This window comes from Halorubrum sp. CBA1125 (assembly GCF_009742825.1).
Taxonomy (GTDB): Archaea; Halobacteriota; Halobacteria; order Halobacteriales; family Haloferacaceae; genus Halorubrum.
In genome coordinates this window covers 1-18,626 of sequence record NZ_WPCE01000038.1, presented here as the reverse complement: position 1 = coordinate 18,626, position 18,626 = coordinate 1, and the positions used below count along the sequence as shown (strand labels likewise).

14 protein-coding genes and 2 pseudogenes are annotated in these 18,626 nt (G+C 55.6%); 6 read left to right on the top strand and 10 right to left on the bottom strand.

The annotated features are described in order from the left end of the window. A partial coding sequence (locus GJ633_RS05790; RefSeq protein WP_231741247.1) for an SDR family oxidoreductase occupies positions 1–288 on the top strand: 288 nt, incomplete at its 5' end. A gap of 141 nt (positions 289–429) precedes the next feature. Here GJ633_RS05790 and GJ633_RS05785 read toward each other — a convergent pair. Both GJ633_RS05785 and GJ633_RS05780 read right to left on the bottom strand, forming a co-directional pair. Further along, on the bottom strand, positions 430–600 hold the full coding sequence (locus tag GJ633_RS05785; RefSeq protein WP_156587934.1) for a hypothetical protein: 171 nt from the start codon (positions 598–600) through the stop codon (positions 430–432). A 252-nt stretch (positions 601–852) separates the two neighbouring features. After that, entirely contained in the window at positions 853–2,106 is a 1,254-nt protein-coding gene (locus GJ633_RS05780; RefSeq protein WP_156587932.1) for an MgtC/SapB family protein, read from the bottom strand. Between the two features lie 648 nt (positions 2,107–2,754). On the opposite strand from GJ633_RS05780, the gene GJ633_RS05775 reads away from it, so the two are divergent. Next, positions 2,755–3,210: a pyridoxamine 5'-phosphate oxidase family protein gene (locus GJ633_RS05775; protein ID WP_197431257.1), complete on the top strand. Its 456-nt coding sequence runs from the start codon at positions 2,755–2,757 to the stop codon at positions 3,208–3,210. A gap of 287 nt (positions 3,211–3,497) precedes the next feature. Here GJ633_RS05775 and GJ633_RS05770 read toward each other — a convergent pair whose 3' ends face one another. From GJ633_RS05770 to GJ633_RS05755, 4 genes are all read right to left on the bottom strand, one after another. After that, on the bottom strand, positions 3,498–3,719 hold the full coding sequence (locus tag GJ633_RS05770; RefSeq protein WP_156587930.1) for a DUF2892 domain-containing protein: 222 nt from the start codon (positions 3,717–3,719) through the stop codon (positions 3,498–3,500). Positions 3,720–3,848: 129 nt separating this feature from the next. Next, positions 3,849–4,913, bottom strand: coding sequence for a CNNM domain-containing protein (locus tag GJ633_RS05765; RefSeq protein WP_156587928.1), 1,065 nt, complete (start codon positions 4,911–4,913; stop codon positions 3,849–3,851). A gap of 228 nt (positions 4,914–5,141) precedes the next feature. Beyond that, entirely contained in the window at positions 5,142–7,436 is a 2,295-nt protein-coding gene (locus GJ633_RS05760) for an amino acid permease (protein WP_156587926.1), read from the bottom strand. Between the two features lie 531 nt (positions 7,437–7,967). Further along, positions 7,968–8,852, bottom strand: coding sequence for a universal stress protein (locus tag GJ633_RS05755; protein WP_156587924.1), 885 nt, complete (start codon positions 8,850–8,852; stop codon positions 7,968–7,970). Positions 8,853–9,061: 209 nt separating this feature from the next. On the opposite strand from GJ633_RS05755, the pseudogene GJ633_RS18465 reads away from it, so the two are divergent. The 3 genes and pseudogenes from GJ633_RS18465 (at position 9,062) to GJ633_RS05740 (ending at position 11,732) form a co-directional block, all read left to right on the top strand. Next, positions 9,062–10,631, top strand: a pseudogene (locus tag GJ633_RS18465) (ABC1 kinase family protein). 316 nt (positions 10,632–10,947) lie between these two features. After that, the gene (locus GJ633_RS17045; protein ID WP_321168929.1) at positions 10,948–11,208 is read left to right on the top strand and encodes an FAD-dependent oxidoreductase; all 261 of its coding nucleotides are present in this window, start codon (positions 10,948–10,950) and stop codon (positions 11,206–11,208) included. Positions 11,209–11,306: 98 nt separating this feature from the next. Then, entirely contained in the window at positions 11,307–11,732 is a 426-nt protein-coding gene (locus GJ633_RS05740) for a CBS domain-containing protein (RefSeq protein WP_156587922.1), read from the top strand. A gap of 404 nt (positions 11,733–12,136) precedes the next feature. Here the strand turns inward: GJ633_RS05740 and GJ633_RS05735 are convergent, their stop codons facing one another. The 3 genes and pseudogenes from GJ633_RS05735 to GJ633_RS05725 all read right to left on the bottom strand — a co-directional run. Next, positions 12,137–13,015 carry a universal stress protein gene (locus GJ633_RS05735; protein ID WP_156587920.1) on the bottom strand — a complete coding sequence of 293 codons (879 nt, stop codon included), beginning with the start codon at positions 13,013–13,015 and terminating at the stop codon, positions 12,137–12,139. Between the two features lie 82 nt (positions 13,016–13,097). Next, a complete protein-coding gene (locus tag GJ633_RS05730) occupies positions 13,098–13,385 on the bottom strand; it encodes an amphi-Trp domain-containing protein (RefSeq protein WP_156587918.1) in 288 nt (95 codons plus the stop codon). Between the two features lie 755 nt (positions 13,386–14,140). Next, positions 14,141–14,416, bottom strand: a pseudogene (locus tag GJ633_RS05725) (zinc ribbon domain-containing protein); the annotation flags it as partial. Positions 14,417–14,499: 83 nt separating this feature from the next. Here GJ633_RS05725 and GJ633_RS05720 point away from each other — a divergent pair. Next, positions 14,500–15,555: a bifunctional oligoribonuclease/PAP phosphatase NrnA gene (locus tag GJ633_RS05720; protein WP_197431254.1), complete on the top strand. Its 1,056-nt coding sequence runs from the start codon at positions 14,500–14,502 to the stop codon at positions 15,553–15,555. 422 nt (positions 15,556–15,977) lie between these two features. Here the strand turns inward: GJ633_RS05720 and GJ633_RS05715 are convergent, their stop codons facing one another. After that, positions 15,978–18,281, bottom strand: a complete 2,304-nt coding sequence (locus tag GJ633_RS05715; protein ID WP_197431253.1) for a PAS domain S-box protein — start codon at positions 18,279–18,281, stop codon at positions 15,978–15,980. Positions 18,282–18,626 lie beyond the last annotated feature (345 nt).

Genomic DNA, 18,626 nt, shown 5'->3' with positions numbered 1-18,626 from the left:
GGAGATGGCCAACGACTGGATATGGTCGGGACACAGTCAGGCGAGGAGTACGTGGACGAATACATACTTCTGGGCCGTATGGGAACCCCCGAGGACGTCTCTGACACGGCACTGTACCTCGCAAGCGAACTGGCCTCGTTCGTTACCGGCCAGTATTGCATCCGTCGAGATATATCGTTGGAGAGGTATATCGAGATCTACTGGATCAACTCCCTCCACATCGGCGATGCCTTCGCTGATTTGGTTAAGGATAGTCTCTTCCATAAGCGAATATTTCCACCCCTATAACAAATATTATACATTTATACTTTATAATTACGGTCGGTTGTAGACGTGAATATATCTGAAAAATAGGACTTCAACAGGGGCAAATAATACCCAATAAAGGTGGAAGTGGTATCGAATCTAAGCTTAGCTCTTGAGAGAGCGTCATTTGTCGAAGTTAGAGCCTTTCCTAACAACGTTTTTCTCCCTATCCCATGTGACTATTCCCTCATCTACTAATTCTTCCAAGGACTTGTGGCGTAGTCGAAGCCGAAGTTTTGCAACGTCCTCGCTGGCAGAATGTGGCTCATCTCTGGTCAGATCTATTCTGAACATAAAGAATAGGTGCTGTAGATACACATGAATACCACGAATTTTTAATATTTTAGATACATAAGTAACACACTGGAGCCGCTTCTTAGTACGCACTTTTCAGCGACCCGCTGTTCTGTTTCAGACGGAACATATCTGAAGAAGAGGATTTCAACAAAGCCCTTCTTTTGCAAGCCAGATGCTCTCTCGATGAAATAGATGTTCCTCTCCATGTTGCGAGACAACGTTCAACAAGAACGTCAGTGGGTGGATAATTCAGATAACGAGAAAAGCCAGACCGCTCAGAACGACGACGCCAAGCACGATCGATACGAGTTTGCCCAACTTGGTGGTGCCAAGAATCCACGCTAACGCGGCTTTCACAAAGGTGTTTGCGATGGCCGCGATTACGATTCCCGTCGTGGCGACCTGCGTCGAAATTGTCCCCTCGGCTGCGAGTTGGCTCAATGTGATCGTCATCGCATCGACATCGGCGAGTCCGGAGAAGAACGCGGTCGCGTACACCCCCGACGCACCGAACCATGCGTGGGCGTACTCAGAGAGGAGCAACACGGCCGCGAATATAGCCCCAAAAAAGAGGGCAGGCTGCAGGCGTAATGGATTCTTGAGTTCCTCAGGTTCCACTGTCTCGTCGGATGCGGTTCGCCAGTACAAAACCCCGGCAGCAGCCACCCCGACAACAGTCATCGCTCCTAGCGGCGGCGCGACGCTCGAGAGCAGGTCGGGGTTGACCACCGCGATCTCGATGAGTGCTCGGGGAAACATCACGATGGAGGCGATGACGACCGCGAATGCACAGACGTGATAGAGCGTCGCGTTCTGGGTCGTCTTCTCCGCCATCGAAACCGTCGTCGCGGTAGACGAGACGAACCCACCGACGATTCCCGTGAGGGCGATCCCTCGTTCAGGGCCGAGTGTTTGTCCGAGTAGGTACGCTACGAATCCGAGACCAGTGACGAATACGACCATCAACCAGATGAATCTCGGATTGAGGCCGTAGAGGGCGTCAAGCGATCGGTCGGGAAGCGCGGGTAGCACGACGAGGACGACGAGAATAAACTTCGCCGACGCCCGCCGTTCGTTCTCTTCGATCCGATCGGCAAATTCATGTATCGGATCCTTTACCGAGAGAAGCACTGTGACTGCGCCGCCGGCAATAATAGCGACGACCGCACCCTGGTCTGAATGCATGGCCATTGCACCAAGAATGACTGTCACGAGGGCGGCCACGAGCGTCGTCAAGCCGATATCCTCTTCGTACCAGATTTTCCCGATGTAGGCTACGGTAAGGGGTATGACGAACGTTCCCACAGCGAGTGGGAGCACGGCCGGGAAAAACGCCTGAACGAGCGCCCCATAAAGTGCGATCAACGGAAACGTCCGACTCCCGGCGAAGGTCCCCCCGGATTCGCTCTGCTCTCGTTCCAGACCGATGAGCGCACCGAGACCACCTGCGAGGAGGAGATGTAAGACGACTTCACTCAGGGGGGAGGTTAGAGGGTCAACCATCCCTCAGGAAATCCTGCCCATAGATGTTCTGGGAGTATGTATCATTTTCGAGGTAGTAGTGATTGTCCTGCATCGAGATATCATACCGGTGTATTAAAAAGGGTGTAGGTCGGACAATAGCCCGATCATCCGGTCAATCTTCGAGTGCGCTCTCACCAACTCACCCATGAACTTCTGTTGGCTGGAGATGAGTGCGAGACCAGCAACAAGACGGAGGCTACGCTTGAGTAGGAACATGATGCCCTATTACCAAGTCTGGCAGTAAATAAAGGAGGAGGGGGATAGCCACGCGAGATCAGACAGAACCGCTACTTCCCGTGTCTAAAATAGATATCCCCCTAGGTGAAGCTGAATACCAACTTCAATCGCTTGCAGGGGTGTCCGCTCTCGCTCCATAAACACCAAGCCGATTCACTCGATATCACCCCCGAAGCGGCTGCTTTCGGGCATAGAATTCGAAAGATCGGCCGCCTTATTCTAACTTAACCCGCGACGGCTCTGTTGAACCCCTCTTCTTCAGACCTATTCTGGTCTGAAACAGCCAGTCGCTGAGGAGTGCAAATGTGATACCTAATCTCATATTAGTACAACGTTTGGAATAGATCATGGGAGCCTTTATTACAAATAAGACGCCTCTTCTCTCAGAACGTGAGACATCTCGACAGAGATGAGATCGACGAAATTCTCGTGCGGAGAGGTATCGGTGTCCTTGCAATGATTGATCACGGACAACCATACGCTATCCCGATGTCTTTCGGATATGATGCTGATCAGATGGTGTTTCCGATGCAGTGGGGTGGGGGCGATCAGACCCGAAAAAATCAGGTTATCGATTCGAATCCTCAAGTTTGCCTGACGGTGTATGAGCAAGACAAAAACGATGAAGCCATTTGGCGAAGTGTCGTTATCACGGGCGAAATATACGAAATAGATGAAGCCGATAGAGAGCGATCCTATGCGAGTCTGGCCGCAAATGCGGAGTTTCCTCCTGATTTCGGAGTTTGGGGGGTCCCGTTCGATGATGTTGAATTCCGCCTGTTTGGATTAGATACGAAAGATTGTACAGGACGTGAATTCGCAGCGAAATATGGGGGTTGGGATTAGTATAACTGGACCGTGACTCTTTCGCTCAGGAAGCTGAAACCTCGTGTTTTTGATCCCCTGATCGTGTGTCTGACCGTATCACCGTATTATATGTGAGTAATTCAAGACCTGACCGGTACGTGAGTTCCCTGTAATGACTGTAATCCGGTTCGAATCTGTTGAGGATTTCAACAGGGTCCCCAGACCTATTCGCCGCCAAACTCTTTTATGTTGGCTCGTGAGGAAAATAGCGTATTGTCGCTAGGGAGCATTGTGCTTGTCATCTCGCGAATTGACGGGGAGTCGCGTCAGTTCTCCCTCTTAGTAGTGTCGATGCCGACGGCCTCGTTAATCGGACACTTCTGGGTCGTGCCGGTCACGAGGAGAATCACTCCAATGAGGAGTGCGACACCGCCGATTACTGCTCCTGCCGCCCAGTAACCGGTGAGAGCTGCAATACCGGTGATGACTACCATGATGCCGATGGCGATACGCCCGGTCCGGTCAAGCCCGCCGACATTCTTGTCCATACGTGTTCGAGTACTAGAGTGTCGAGCAGGAATATTGTTATCGGGTGTCTTTCTCAATTACTTGAAATCATTGTATCTTACAGAGAGGGTCGAATCGCGCAGTGCTTCGTTTCACCGTGAATTGCTCTGTCATTCTTGGAGTTTGATATCGAGGGGGTCTTTGATTTCACCCATCACCGCTTCGAGGGCGTCCGTCGCAGTGATCAGTCCAACGACGTTTTCTTCGCCGTCATTATACACCAGTGCGAGTTCCTGATTTTCATCCTGAAACTGATCAACGGCATCGCTGATGAGGGTATCTGCTCGAAGCGCCATCGTCGGGGCAGCGACATCTTCAAGCGTGACCTCACCACGTTGCAGTTCGTTGATTCGATCGACGACCGCGGGGACGTAGACAATGCCCCTGTAATCGGTCGGATCGTCCCCAACGAGTGGAAATCGCGTGTGGGGACTCGTTCCGATCCGGTCGAGGTTTTCCTGTGCGGAGACAGCCGTCGAGAGAAAAACGATGTTCTCGCGATCGGTCATGATCTCGTCGACGGGCTGCTCGCCGACGGCGAAGGCGTTGATGACCTCTTCTTTGCGCTCCTCGGAGAGATCCCCCCGGTCGAGCAAGGAACCGAGTCGGTGGCGGAGGTCTGCCCGCGATTCGACGCGGCTGACTTCGGTTTCGAGCCAAGCGCCGGTCATTTCGATATCGAAAAGACGGAGCGTCCATTTGGCGACGCCGTCTCCGATTACGATAACTGGGTAGAGCAGTTTGGCAAACCAGTAGAGTGGGGTCGCACCGTACCGGGCGACGAGTTTCGTCCGCTCGACCCCGAGATAGGTGGGAGTCTGTTCGCCGTGAGTCAGGTGGAGGAGATTGATGACGAGGAACGCGACGATGCCACCTGCCCCGATCGACGCGAGCATCGAATTCTCGAAAACCGGATCGATCACTGTAGCCAACGCTGGTTCTGCGACGATGCCAACGGCAATACTGGTCGCGGAGATGCCGACCTGACAGCTCGTGAGATAAATTTCGAGATCCTGCGTCATCTCCCAGGCCCGCTGTAGGCCCGGGACGTCGAACTCGGATCGTGGATACTGTCGAACGCGGGTCAGCGCGAACTCGATGGCGACGAAGAACCCGTTCGCGAGGATGAGCAGGAGGCCGGCACTCAGGCGTAGGGTCAGTTCGAGACTATTCATGGCAGTGTTTCCACGGGAGGTATCAAGAAGGGCGGTACTTTCTACCCGGGTCAGCAGACGGCGACGTCTGCTTGCCGAATCGGCCACGGCGATCCACAAAAATACGCGGATGCATAGTCCTCTGTAACCAAGCACAGTCGCTCGATTGCCATCCTCCGCGAGGGGTATCTATGAAGAGTTCTACTCCTCTGTGTCGCCGGGCGCCTCGATGACACGTCGGAACGCACGTCACTCCCCGAAGTGGCGTCGGAGATATCGGTAGACGGGGAAGAGATACTCCTCGACACGACCGGAGACGCCGCTCGTGCTCGCGTAGATCAGTACGGGAACGTTCGAGGAACGGGCGAGCTCGATCGTCCGGTCGGGTGTGCTACCGAACACCCAGCGTCGGAGTCGGCGGTCACGGGTTGCCCCGATAACCAAGAGGCCACCGTTTCCGATCGTGGTCGAGACGAGTCCTTCGGCGACCGTGTTGGCGGTTACGTCGTGTACGTGGATCGACTCGATCTCCGAGAGGGCCGAGACGGTGTCGTCGACGGGTTCGGCGGTCCCCTCCGTCTCCGGAGTGACGCTGATGACGTGTACCTCGGCGCCCCGTTTTCCCAGCCGATTCACGGCCGGCAACAGCGCGAGATGGTGCGGACCGCCGCCGGCACCGATGTTGATGGTCGAGAGGTCGTCGATAGCGTCCACACCGCTCGTGAAGAACACGCCACACGGAGCGTTGTATTCGACGGTTTCGGTGATTGTCGGGTGCTCCTCCGGATAGCCCATTAGAATCTCGTCGGCCTGGTCGTCCCGGGCCGTCTGGAGGATGTCGAATGCGACGTCTCGACAGATATGCCCTTCGACGGTGTACTCCACGTCCACGTCGACTTCAGAGAGTCGATCTTCGATTCGCGTAGTTCGTTCCTGCGCCGTTTCCCGGACCATTTCGCTGGGCGTCTGGTCAGGGATATGAGTGACGTTAAGGACCTGCACCAGCGGCTCGGCGTCCCGTCCACGACTCAGCATCTCCGCGAGCCGGACGTAGGGAACCGCCCGTTCCGGGCGTGCAATCGCGACGAGGATCCGAAATCGTTCTGACTCCGCTTCCTCAGCCTCACCACCGGCTGGAGCACCGTCGGTCGTTGTGTCGGGAACGCCGGGAGGGACGACCCTCTCGACGAGTTCTTCGACGTGGGGAGCACCGCCCCAGACGAAATACGCGACAAGGAGTCCAAAAGTGAATACTCCGCCAACGACGACCCCGACGGGCGGAAGGTTCAAAATAAGCGCGAGATTGGCTAGTACCCCTACCACGGGAAGAACAGGAACGAGCGGCATTGAGAACCCACGCTCGATATCCGGATGGTTCCAGCGGGAATAGATCAGCGCGATGTTCACTACAGCTAGGGGGACGAGGAGATTGAACGTGGCGAACCCGGTGAGTGGTTCGAGGCCGAGGAGATGGACGCCGAGCAGTCCGTGCTCCGAGAAGAGTGTGATAAACACAAAGATGAGAAGCCCGATCGTTGCCGTTGCCGTCGTCACACTCCAGAACGGCGTGCGATAATCGCGGTGAATGCGGGCAAACCGCCGGGGAGCGTGTCCCTGCCGCCCCATGAGTGAGCCGATCCCGCTTGCGGCGAGAATCGACGCGTTCGAGGCGCTCACCATCGAGAAGACGGCGCCGGCGACGATGAGCAACTGGCCCCACGAGCCAAGGAAGGATGCCGCCACGCTCCCCATCGCCGTCTCTCCCTGTGCGAGTACTTCGCGGGGCACTGGTGCGTTCACCATCGCGACGATGACAAGCGCGTACAGGACCGTGACGGTGACCATGCTTGCGGCAATGGCACGGGGGACAGTCTTCCGGGGCTCGATGATCTCGCCCGCGCTCGCGGCGATAGCCGAGAAACCGAAGAACGTGATGAACGCCAGCGCGGCGACCGAGACGATGCCAATCGGTTCAACCTCGACGTTCGATACGAACGTCCCAGTCGCCTTCGTCGGTCCGACGAACGCAATCGCTCCTCCGATGAAAACGAACAGGACACCGACCTTCGCACTCGTGACGATAAGCTGGAACAGCCCCGATTCCTCGGTTCCACGAGCGTTCAGCAGTCCGAGTGTGAGTGCGGCGAGAATTCCAACGCTTCCGTGGGGCAAAGCTTGGAGCGACTCGGGGAGGATGAACCGGAAGAACCACTCGTCCATCGTCGCGAGATAGAACGCCGTTGTGCCAGTGTATCCAAGAAAGAGTGACATTCCGACGCCATATTTGAGACGGTCCCGCTCTTCGAAGGTGCGCGAGCAAAAGAGGTATCCCCCACCGTTTTCGGAGTAGATCGAGGCGAACTCGGAGTAGGCTGCAGCAGTGATTCCAGCGACCAGCGCTGCAAGCACGAACGCGACGACGGCGCTCGAACCGATCCGGAACACAGCTGTTCCAGAGAGCGAGAAGATCCCCGCCGCGATCATCGTTCCTAGCCCGATCGCGAACGCGATTTTGAAATCGAGTGTTCGCGTATGCTCAACCATATAGCTATTCTGTTAGTTTGTCAGACTAATAAACAAGCAGGGAAATTTCCACTGCGAGTCACTACTCTCCGTCCGCACACGTACCGAAACAGGAGATATGTAAGCGAACGGAGATGACGAAATGGCTCGGAGAAGGCGATTCGTTCGTTACTGGCGACGGAGCAGGTCTGTCAGTAAGCTTTTATCTCGATCACCATCCGCCGGACGAGTTCCGACTCTTGGAGGACGTGCCCTTAATCGTCAACGTGTCTGGAGCTCATCTCCTCGGTCAGGACGGCCGTGTCGTAGTAGAGGTCGTCGATTCCTTGACTCAAGCGACTCTACCGATAGAAGACATGACCGGGGCCTGCTCCTCAGGGCCATCGCTATCCGCCCGTTCTCTGCGATGAACACGCCCTATGCGATGAACAGAAGCAATCTTCTCCTTGGTTTTTGTTAACTAAGCACAATTGGACTTCGTGGTGGATACGTCGAAATTGAGACAGATCTCCGTTAGTAGCTCTTCTGTCATTGAACTCGTTAATCCCTCTCTTATTCCCTCGCGTTTACTGCCAAGACAGGAATCTCCGCAAGCCTGATGATCCGTTCGGTGGTGCTGCCCAGAAGATAACGATTGAGGCCTGTTCGGCCAGTGGTTCCCATCGTAATCAGGTCAATATCTGATTCGTCAGCGTAGTCAAGGAGTTCGCTCGCGGGAAACCCTTCACGAACCTCAGTAATCGCGTCAAGTCCCCGTGCTCGAGCCTGTGTAGCGATACGATCCGTCGCAACTTCCCCTTCTGATTCGAGATCCTCTATCACTTCTGTCGGAGGGGTATAGCTTGGACCGGCGGCAACGTCGCCGACGTCAACGATATTTACAGCGTGAATGCGAGCACCTGTCTTTTGTGCGATCGCGAGTCCATGATCGATAGCCATAGCTGCGGGCTCGCTTCCATCGGTGGGGATGAGGACCTCATCGTACTCTCCCACAGGCTGACTCTGATCAGTTGTACGAACCGAAAGGACAGGGACATCAGCGAGACGAATGACGCGTTCAGTCACACTACCCGCAATATAGCGATTCAGTCCCGTCCGGCCGTGCGTTCCCATCGTTATCATGTCAACATCGTGATCTTCCGCGTATTTGAGGATCGTCTCGGATGGCTCGCCCTTGACAACTGCAGTCGTCACCGGATCTCGTTCGCCAACGACGGCTTCGACTGCCTCAATTGCGGTTTCACCCTCGGCGATGAGTTGATCGTTGATACTCTGAACAAGACCTCCAGCGTCAAACATCCCAGCAGTACCCTGGATATCAACGACGTTGATTACATGAACTGTGGCATCGAACATCTGTGCGAGATAGTGCCCGTGTTCGGCAGCCCGAACAGAGTGATCACTACCGTCAGTCGGAATCAGGACGGTATCGTACATGGGGTTCTTTGCTCTAGGATGAGTCTGTGCCCACAATAAGTGCAGATGATTATCTTCACGAATCAAGAACACACGCAATATCTGAGTGGTCTAAAGAGGCGGATAGTTATACGAGGCGACAAAACCACTCTTTCACTTGCAGATGCCATTCCGAAAACGAGGTTTGTGTCACCAGTTGACTACACCCAATCAGTACTTACCCCGATAGAATGAACGGATTGTTCCGCCGGTATCTCGTCGTTCTCTTCCGATTTCTGCCCTTCGCGCTGGCGTTTCTCCGTGACAGGCGGCGATTCATTTTGTTCGGATCACCAAGACGAGTTGCTGACGAGATACATCGACAGCGAGCCGAACAGATCCGGGACACGATGCTCGAACTTGGACCGGCATTCATCAAGGTCGGACAGGTCCTCTCGACACGCCCCGATATCGTCCCACCGGTCTATGCCGACGTTTTCGGAACCCTCCAAGATGAAGTTCCCGAAGACGTGGGAGGAGATCCGAAGCAGGTCGTTGACGAAGAACTTGGCGACGAACTCGATCGGTCGACGCTCGAACCGATCGCCGGTGGATCGCTCGCGTACGTGTACACTGCCGACTATCGAGATGAGCGAATCGCACTGAAGGTGCGACGTCCTGGCCTGAAACCCGTGATCGAGCGTGATCTTCGGGTCGTCAGCGGACTAATTCCGCTGGTGAGCCTCTTCGCGAGCGAACGCCAGCAATATTCAATCAAAAAACGCCGCCGACGACTTCGAGGACATCATCTTGAACGAGCTGGATTTCGACCGAGAAGGGGCGATCATGGTTGATATCAGAGAGAATTTTGTCGACGACGATCGAGTCGTCATCCCTGATGTCTATGAAAACCTGTCCTCGGAGCGTGTGTTGGCGATGGAGTACCTGACCGGCCGGAAAATAACCGACGAGGACGCGTTCGACGATGTCGACGTGACACCACACGAGATGGCAACACGGATCATCGAGGTGTATCTGGAGATGGGCCTCGTCGACGGGGTGTTCCATGCTGATCCCCATCCAGGCAACCTTGCTATCACAGACGACGGCTGTCTGCTACTCTTCGACTTTGGGATGAGCGAACGCCTTCCAGCCACCGTGCAGGAGGATATCATCGGGCTCTATCGGGCGCTCGTCCGTCACGATGTGGACGACCTGGTCGACGCGCTCATTGCGCTCAACGTCCTCGAACCACACGTCAATCGTGCCGAGGTTAGCCGTGTTCTCGAACTCGTTATCGAGAATCTCGAAGGCCGATCAGAGATCACCTGGCGGATGATTATTACAGAGTTAACGACGATGCTTCGCGATTTTCCGTTTCGTATTCCACCGGACGTGATGCTACTTATTCGGGTCGGGACCGTCGGGGAAGGCGTCTGTCGACAGCTCGATCCGGAATTCGACTTCCTCGCAGTCGTTCGCTCATTCCTCGTCGAGCAGGGACTCATCGAGAGCGAACTCGATGCAATCATCGAAGAGACGTGGACTGACATTCGCCGATCGCTCCCTGCTCTGGCACGCGTCCCATCCCGATTCGATCGAACGTTGTACCGGCTCGAACGCGGTGAACTGGTCGTCCGTACGGAGCCAGTTGATGGACACAGGATGGGAGATCACAATCTCGGATACGCAGTGCTCGCCGGAGCGCTCGTCGTGGCAGCAGCAATTCTGACACTCCACGATCGACCGTACGAACTTCCTGTCCTTGCCGTCGCAGCTGGGTTTCTCCTCGTCTATCTCGTTCGGCGTCGGATGTCATAACACCCTGACTCAGTGGTTGTCAAAAAACAGATTATGGCCTTCGAGAAGGGAGACTGGGTGTCGTACGCTGCGTGTGGGATACCCTATTACGAGAAAAGCGATATCGACTCGCTAGACCACCTCCCTAAGATCACGCCTGACGCATTACGAACAAAACGGGACATCGATCTGCAGAGGAATCGCGAAACCGTTGGTATCGATCCCGAAACACAGAGGGTGACAGTTTCGACAAACAACGGGCGATTCAAGCAGCCGTACGACGAGCTTCTCATCGCGACGGGAGTACTGGCGATCGAACCGCCGTTCGGGGAAATGGATCTCAAAAGGCATCTTCACTATCCACAACATAGACAAGGCCGACACGTACGTACGCGAGACCCACCCCGAGACGGCAGCCATCGTCGGTGGTGACTACGTGGGGATCGAGATGGCCGAGACACTCGCCAGCCGCGGGCTGGAAATACACCTGTTCGAGATGCTTCCGGATATTCTGCAACCGTTCGGCAAGTCAGTCGCGACGGTCGTCGAAGACTATCTCCGAAAACAAGGCGTCGATCTTCATCTGGACACATCGTAGAAGGATTTGATGGCGAATCCAGAAGATTCCAGACGAGTAGGAATTGGCCTCTCGGTATATATGCACGTTCGGCAATGAACCACACGGAGGCAACAACAATGCCGATAGAAGACCTCGCCCGAACAGAAGTTGTCAGTGCCAGTCCCGAAACATCGGTCCCGGAACTCGCCCAACAGATGCGAGACGAAAACGTGGGGAGCGTCGTCATCGTCACGAACGACAACAGCCCGACCGGGATCGTTACGGACCGCGATCTGACGACGCGGGTGCTCGCCGAAGAGACCGCTCCGGCTGACCAGACTGCCGACGAGGTCATGTCGAGAGACCTTTGTGTAGTCGGTCCCGACGCAGGGTTCTACGAGGCCGCACAGGTGATGAGCGAGAATAGCGTTCGTCGCCTTCCCGTCTGCGACGATAACGACGAACTCGTGGGGATCATCACCGCCGACGATCTGACCGAACTCCTCGCCGACGAAAACCAGCAGCTGGCGTCGGTCATCCAGGCGCAACGGCCCGAATACTGAATTTAGTCCTTGACCGAAGTTGGGGGCACTGTCTGCTTTTTCAAAGGAACGTTGACATCAGTAAGATCCCAACGAACGCGTGCCAGACGATGGCTACGGCTTTAGCTTGTCGGGATGGGGTCGGACGAGGAGGATTCTGGAACAGGGCATGATAGACAAATATCGTCGCAACAACTGCCCCCGCAAGGAGTCCGACGCGCAAACGGAGGTCAGTAATCGTGCCAGCTAGCGCGCCCCCGCTGAGGCTAGCTGCAATAGCAGCCAGGATCTTGTCGTAGTAACCAAGCGAAACATCCAGCACCATCTCAATATTACGAAGCGAGAGGGGAAAGTATTCACCCGATTTCCGATAACTGAAACAAGCAGATCCGGTGAACGTTCACTTAATCTCCCCGAAGCTCTCTCTACCTCACGGTGAGCACTGGGACATCACTCGTTCGGACAATTCGCTCGGTCACGCTACCGATAAGATAGCGTTCGAGGCCGGTTCGGCCATGCGTCCCCATCGTGATAAGATCGATCCCTTCGTCGTCGACGTACTCCTGAATCGTACGATACGGAGTTCCCCGCACGACTTCTGTAACGACATCGAGGTTGTGATTCTCGCATGCGTCTTCGACTTCCGCGACGGCCTGCTTGCAGCCCTCTTCCAAGGTATCGAGCAGAGTTTGAATGCCGGGGCCGCCATCGTAAGCCACCGCGAAGGCAGTGGTGTCAATGACCGAGAGAGCGTGGACAGTTGCATCGAATTGTTCGGCAATACCGATCCCGTGGTCAACCGCTGGAGTCGCAGACTCACTGCCGTCTGTCGGAATCAAGATTCGATCGTAGTTTGAACGGTCGTCCGGTTCGTGTCGAGTCGTGAGAACAGGCACGTCACTCGTTCGAACGACACGTTCTGTCACGCTCCCAAGCAGCAATCGGTCAAGCCCAGTTCGTCCGTGGGTCCCCATCGAAACGAGGTCGATGTCGTGTTCTGCGATGTAGGATCGAATCGCTTCGTGGGGGATGCCGTGTTCGACTGCCGTGTGACACGTGACGGACAGATCCGAGAAGAGTTCTTCGAGACGGCCGACAGCCTCAGTGGCCTGTTGTTCGAACACTTCTCGTTGCTCTCCGATCGATGGGTTCAGGTCCGCAAGTGCGCTGCTGTACGACCGTTCATCAACGACACTCAGGAGATGAATCTGGCTATCGAAGGCCGTCGCGAGATTCAGTCCGTGTCGTGCCGCGGCTTCAGCCCCGTCACTACCGTCGGTTGGAACGAGAATGGTGTCGTACATTCAGGATTGTCCTCTCATGGTATTCCAGCACGGTTCCCATAAATCAATATCAAATCGTTTGAGAAACATTACTGAAAACTGCTCACGGTTCCGTCTGTTCGGTGTTCAGGGTCCCTTCTTCGGCCGTCTGCGCTTCACGCCACCACACCAACTCGAATTCGATGCTCTGTTTGGCCTCCATATCGCCCTCGGCCCAATCCGACTCACCCTCAAGTTTGAACGTGATCGGATCGACGGGATCGAGATCCACGCGTTGATCCCCAAGTTCGAGCATTACAGCACCGCCTCCGTCGAGCTGATCGGCTAATTGGCGGAGATACGAGGCGACTTCTGCCCGGGTTTTCTGCTCTTCTGTTTCAAGTTCTCCCATGACCGATATACGTCAAATACTCTGTTAAACAATGCCGGCAGATCCCACATCCCGGGAACACAGTTCATATGCGAGGTGTCAGGGCATCCAGATGATCCTTCTCGAACCATCCAGAAGGATGGAACGAAACAGATCAGGGACAAAAAACGAACCTCCCGTAACAGGGAAACGAAGTAAACGTTCGAAAAGAGAACGAACCGGTCCCGAGATTCGTCTTCCGGAGGACGGATTGAGAAAGGCAAGTACCGAAGTCTCCGAAAGGGGCCTTCGAGAAACCAAATTCGTCGGCTTCGGTCAACGCGTTTGGAAGAACTGTACGGACCGCGAAAAACGTCTCCCGTCTGGTCCAAATCCCACCCTCGATGTCTGTTCTCGACGCTCAGTTGCTGCTTTGGAGTTATGTCATCAAAAAATAGAGCATACGATGGCCAAATCAGACTTTGAGACCTTGACAGCGCCGAAGACGTCAGCGAGGACCGTACATTGGGAGCCAAAGACCGACTTCGAGCCTGTCGACGTGCTGAATGAAGCAGCCGCAACACAGGAGGCGAGAACACGTCACCGGGGCTCGTACCCCGAGAGACTGCCGATAGGTCGGTCGTCATGACATCGGAGACGGTCGTTTGATCTCACTCTTTGGAGGGCACAGTACTCGCATCTTTGAGAGTCACGATACCGACGAGTTCATCGTCATGCATGGCAGTTGACATCCTCCTCCGCCTGAAGGCGGAGGAATCCCGACCGCAGTTGGGATATTACGGTTTGCAGTCTACCACTTGTTCCTGCGGTTGGAATCCGCGAGACAAGTCATACAGGTAGACTCCGGGCTGTGCCAACCAGCCGGTACTCCTATCCCCACCCAAATCGGGCGCAGACTCGGAGTTACTTGTACTGTCGTTGATGTCGAGACGGGTGTTCTCCGCCCCGTTCACGTCCGCGTTGAACGCCGCATCACACTTCGCGCATACGTACAGGCCGCGCTCAACACGCTGACTCTCATCTTCTCTCCCACAAACGCAACACGTCTCGGATCGTGAGAATCCCGTTGACACATGATCATAATACGATATCGCAAGCCAGATCGAGAGGCTTGTCGTCGGAGGTCCTCGGGGGAATGGCTAACAATGTGACGCTGCAAACATCGGGTATGTCACAGGTTGATGTGTTGCTCGATTGTTTTCACTCAGCGTCCTCGTTGACAGTGGTGTGCCATGACGATCCGGATCCTGACTGTCTGGCGGGGGCGATGGCTCTGAAACTGTTGGCGAGCGAGAGCGGTATCGACACTGTAGATATTCTGTACGGAGGAACGATTTCACATCAGCAGAACCGGGCGTTCGTCAACGTATTCGATATCGAACTCCAGCAGTACTCCGAGGAGCTCCGGGAAGCGAATGAACTCGTGGCGTTTGTTGATCATTCGCTCCCGGGAAACCATAATTCAGTCCCAGCCGAGACAGCGGTTGACATCGTTATCGATCATCATCCGACAGATCACCCGATTCCAGCGGAGTTCGTCGATATTCGCGAGGAATATGGGGCGACAGCGACGATCCTTACCGAATACATCCGAGAGTCACCTATCGAGATGACGACACGCATCGCTTCAGGACTTCTCTTTGGTATCCATCGAGATTGTCTCGACTTCATTCGCCAGCCGACGACTCACGAGTATGGCGCTGGAGAATATCTCGACCCGCGAGCAGACATCGAGATGCTCCGCGAACTCTACGGGGCGTCGTTCACTGCTGCCACCGTCGATGTTGTCGGTGACGCGATCCAGAACCGAGTGAAACGAAATGCCTGTCTCGTCTCCTGTATCGGACGGACAGCAGGTCACGACGCGCTCACGCAGGCGGCCGACTATCTCCTCAACATCGAAGGGGTCAGCGTCGTGCTCGTGTGTGGGATCGTCGACGACGAGGTCCAACTGAGTGCGCGGTCAATCCGGAAGGATATCGACTTGGGTGAACGACTTCGGGAAGCGTACGGGGACATCGGGCAGGCTGGTGGCCACAAGACGATGGCTGGCGGACAACTCTCGCTGGGACGGCTCAACGACGTCACTCACGAGGAGTCCGAGGTGGTGGAAATGATCAATAAGCGGGTTCGTCGTCGCTTCTTCGACGTCATGGGAGTCGCCGCCGACGAGAACGGAGCGGGAGTGTAGCGACAGTTCTGCTCCCGCTGGTTTTGGACTTGCCTGGCTGAATACTGCCGTCGAACGCGAGTGGTGGTGCCACCCGAGTGCCGTTCCGCTCCAGGGCTACGGCGCACAAATGCACAGACGTCACCGAGTCCTGTTCCCACAGAACACCTCGTCCCTTCGTCAGGTTTGATCCCCTCTCACGGTCAAATCCGTGGGCTTGTGTCTCAAAAATTTGGCTCTGTTGAAATCCTATTCTTCAGATATATTCTCGTCTGAAACAACTGGTCGCTGAGGACTTTGAACTGACCGCTGATAGTTCTGTTATTGATCGGTAATGTATTCGCTGGTCTGCTGAATACAATCCGATATCTCGCAAAGGAAAACCTGTCATCTCACCTATATCCCTGATGGGCTGCAAACAGAATCACAGGCAAGCGGCGTGGCTACTCACCTTGGGTGCTGAGTGCTGCGTCTCGGTGCTCCGGCACCGCTCCCTCCGCCGCTGGTGCGAGTCGAACCGTGACTGTTGTCCCGTCATCGACGGTGGTGGTCACCTCGCCACCAAGTCCGGTGACGATCCAGTTGACTATCCACAGTCCAAGCCCCGACCCGTGCTCTAAGGGCGTCTCGCGCCCCACTTCCAATACATACCGTTCCATCTCAGGTAAACCTGGGCCGCCATCCTGAACACGAATGGCCACCTCGTCATCTTCTGTCATCTCTATACCGTATGTTACTCCAGAAGAATCGCCGTACTGTGCGGCATTCTCTCCGAGTTCCCGCAGGACCAACCGCAGGGTTTCGGTTGCCATCACATCCTCGCAGGGAGCAGCCTCAATGCTGAATTTGGTCTCGGGGAACTCCGTTCGCAATTCCGCCACAACTGCCTCAACATCCGCCAGCACATCACGCGGAGCGAGCGGCTCGGAGTTATCTACCGCCGTCTGGAAGTCCTGTGCTTTCTCGCTCAGGGCAGTGATCTCTGAACTCTTCTCACTGATTTGCCGTGCCATCTGGGCGGTCTCGCCCTCGGTTCGCTCTGTGACCATCTCGGCAAGTCCCATAATCACGCCCATATCGTTCCGGAGGTTGTGTCGGAGGACGCGGTTGAGCACCCCGATTAGTCGGTCACGGCGCTTTTTGGCCGTGATATCGTCTTGAATCCCAACGTAATGGGTCACATCCTCAGCGTCAGCGCCTGTAACGGGGGCAATCGTCAGTTGATTCCAGAACGGCGTTCCGTCGGCACGGTAGTTGAGAATCTCTGTCCGAATCGGGGTATCCGACTCGATTGCTTCGCGTATTTCGGTCACTGTAGCATCGTCGGTCTCCTCACCTTGGAGGAACCGGCAGTTGTCCCCCAGTACTCGCTGTGTGGGGTACCCCGTTAGCCGCGCGAACCCTTCGTTGGCATAAATGATGGGGAGGTCCGGTTGGTCCGCGTCGGCGATTGTAATGCCGACCGTTGACTCTTCTAGGGCCCGACTCTTTATGTGCAGGTCGCGCTCGCGTTCCTTGCGGTCAGTGATATCCTGGAAGACACCCCGCGCCGCGACGATCTCTTCGTCCTCGGCGTACACTGGGCGTCCGATCATCCGCACCCATCGAACCGTCTCGTCGCTGGTCACGATCCGGAGTTCTAAATCGTAGGGCTCGCCTTCGGTAGTGAGTTCTTCGAAGGCATCGCTGATGATCGATTGGTCGTCCGGATGATAGAAATCAAGCCCTTCCGAGAGTGTGGGCTCGTACTCCGGTGGAAGACCGTGGATGCGACAGACCTCGTCGGACCACCGGAGCGTTTCCGAGCGGAGGTCGTACTCCCAGCCGCCGAGGTTGGCGGCTTCCTGCGTTTGCTGGAGGAATTCCGTGGTCCGCGCCAGCTCCTGTTCGTGCTCGCGCCGGGCCGAGATATCCCGAACTATGCCTTGGACGAATTCCTGGCCGTCGATATCCACAGAACTAACGCTCATCTCGATGGGACAGTCGGTTCCGTCAGCACGCCTGATATATAACGGCGTGCCGTCGGCAAACCGGTCGCGTGGACCGTCCGAGAAGTTGGTGCCGAACAGTTCGGCGTACCGGTCACGCTCTTCGGGTGGATGCAAGTCAAGGATCGACATGTCCTCCAGTTGGGATTGGGCGTAGCCGGTCAGGTCGGCGGCCCGCTCGTTGACCTCGGAGATCGTTGCAGTGTCAGCGTCAGCGAGAAACACGGCATCGGGGGCCTGCTGGAGGAGTGTCTCGTATTTGTTCTCGGCTCGTTTTCGGGCTTGCTGTGTCTCGGTGATGCGGTGTTCGTGGTGGGCAGATTCGATTTCGCGTCCGAGGAGTCTGGCGAGGAGTTCGACGACGGCTTTCTCCTCGTTAATAAAGGTACTCTCGCGTGGGTCTCGGGAAGAAAAACAGACTGTGCCGTACACGTCGCCGTGGACGAAAATCGTTGTGCCGAGGTAGCAGTCGAGTCCGTGTTGCTGGTATGCGGGGTCGTCGGCCCACCCCTCCTCAGGGGCGTCGGTGAGTGCGACAGGACCCTCAGTATCGATGACCCGTCGGCAGTACGTCGTCGCGCGATCGAGTGTCGCACCATCAGTGAGATGAGGGTTGTTTCCATCGCTGGCGACGACGGTATCTGTCCTAGAACCGTCGTCACGACGCTGGATGTGGCCATGTTCGACCCCTAAGAACTCTCGCCCTAGTTCGAGGGCGCGGCGTTGTTTTTCGGCTAGTGATAGGGCCGAATCGTCCATCACCTCGTAGAGACGGTGATAGACAATAGTATCTTGAGACACATTATCAACAAACATACATACGAGTATTAATCTGTTGCAGAGGACAGAATGTGGGCCGGCTTAGACAGGCTGCTACCCAGCTTGATAGATTGTTCTCCTGTATCTAGCAGTATTTCCGACTCTACTTCTCGGACGCTCTTGCATGGAACGACTGATAGATAGCTCGTGCTAGTAGTACGAGATATCGGGTGGAATCGCTCGGTACGAGATCGTCGTCGACGCGGCTGACACTCACAAAGCCCCAGCCGCGAGGACTCGGGGGCCTCGTTGCGCTCCTCGGTCGCTCGTTTCACTCGCTCCCTG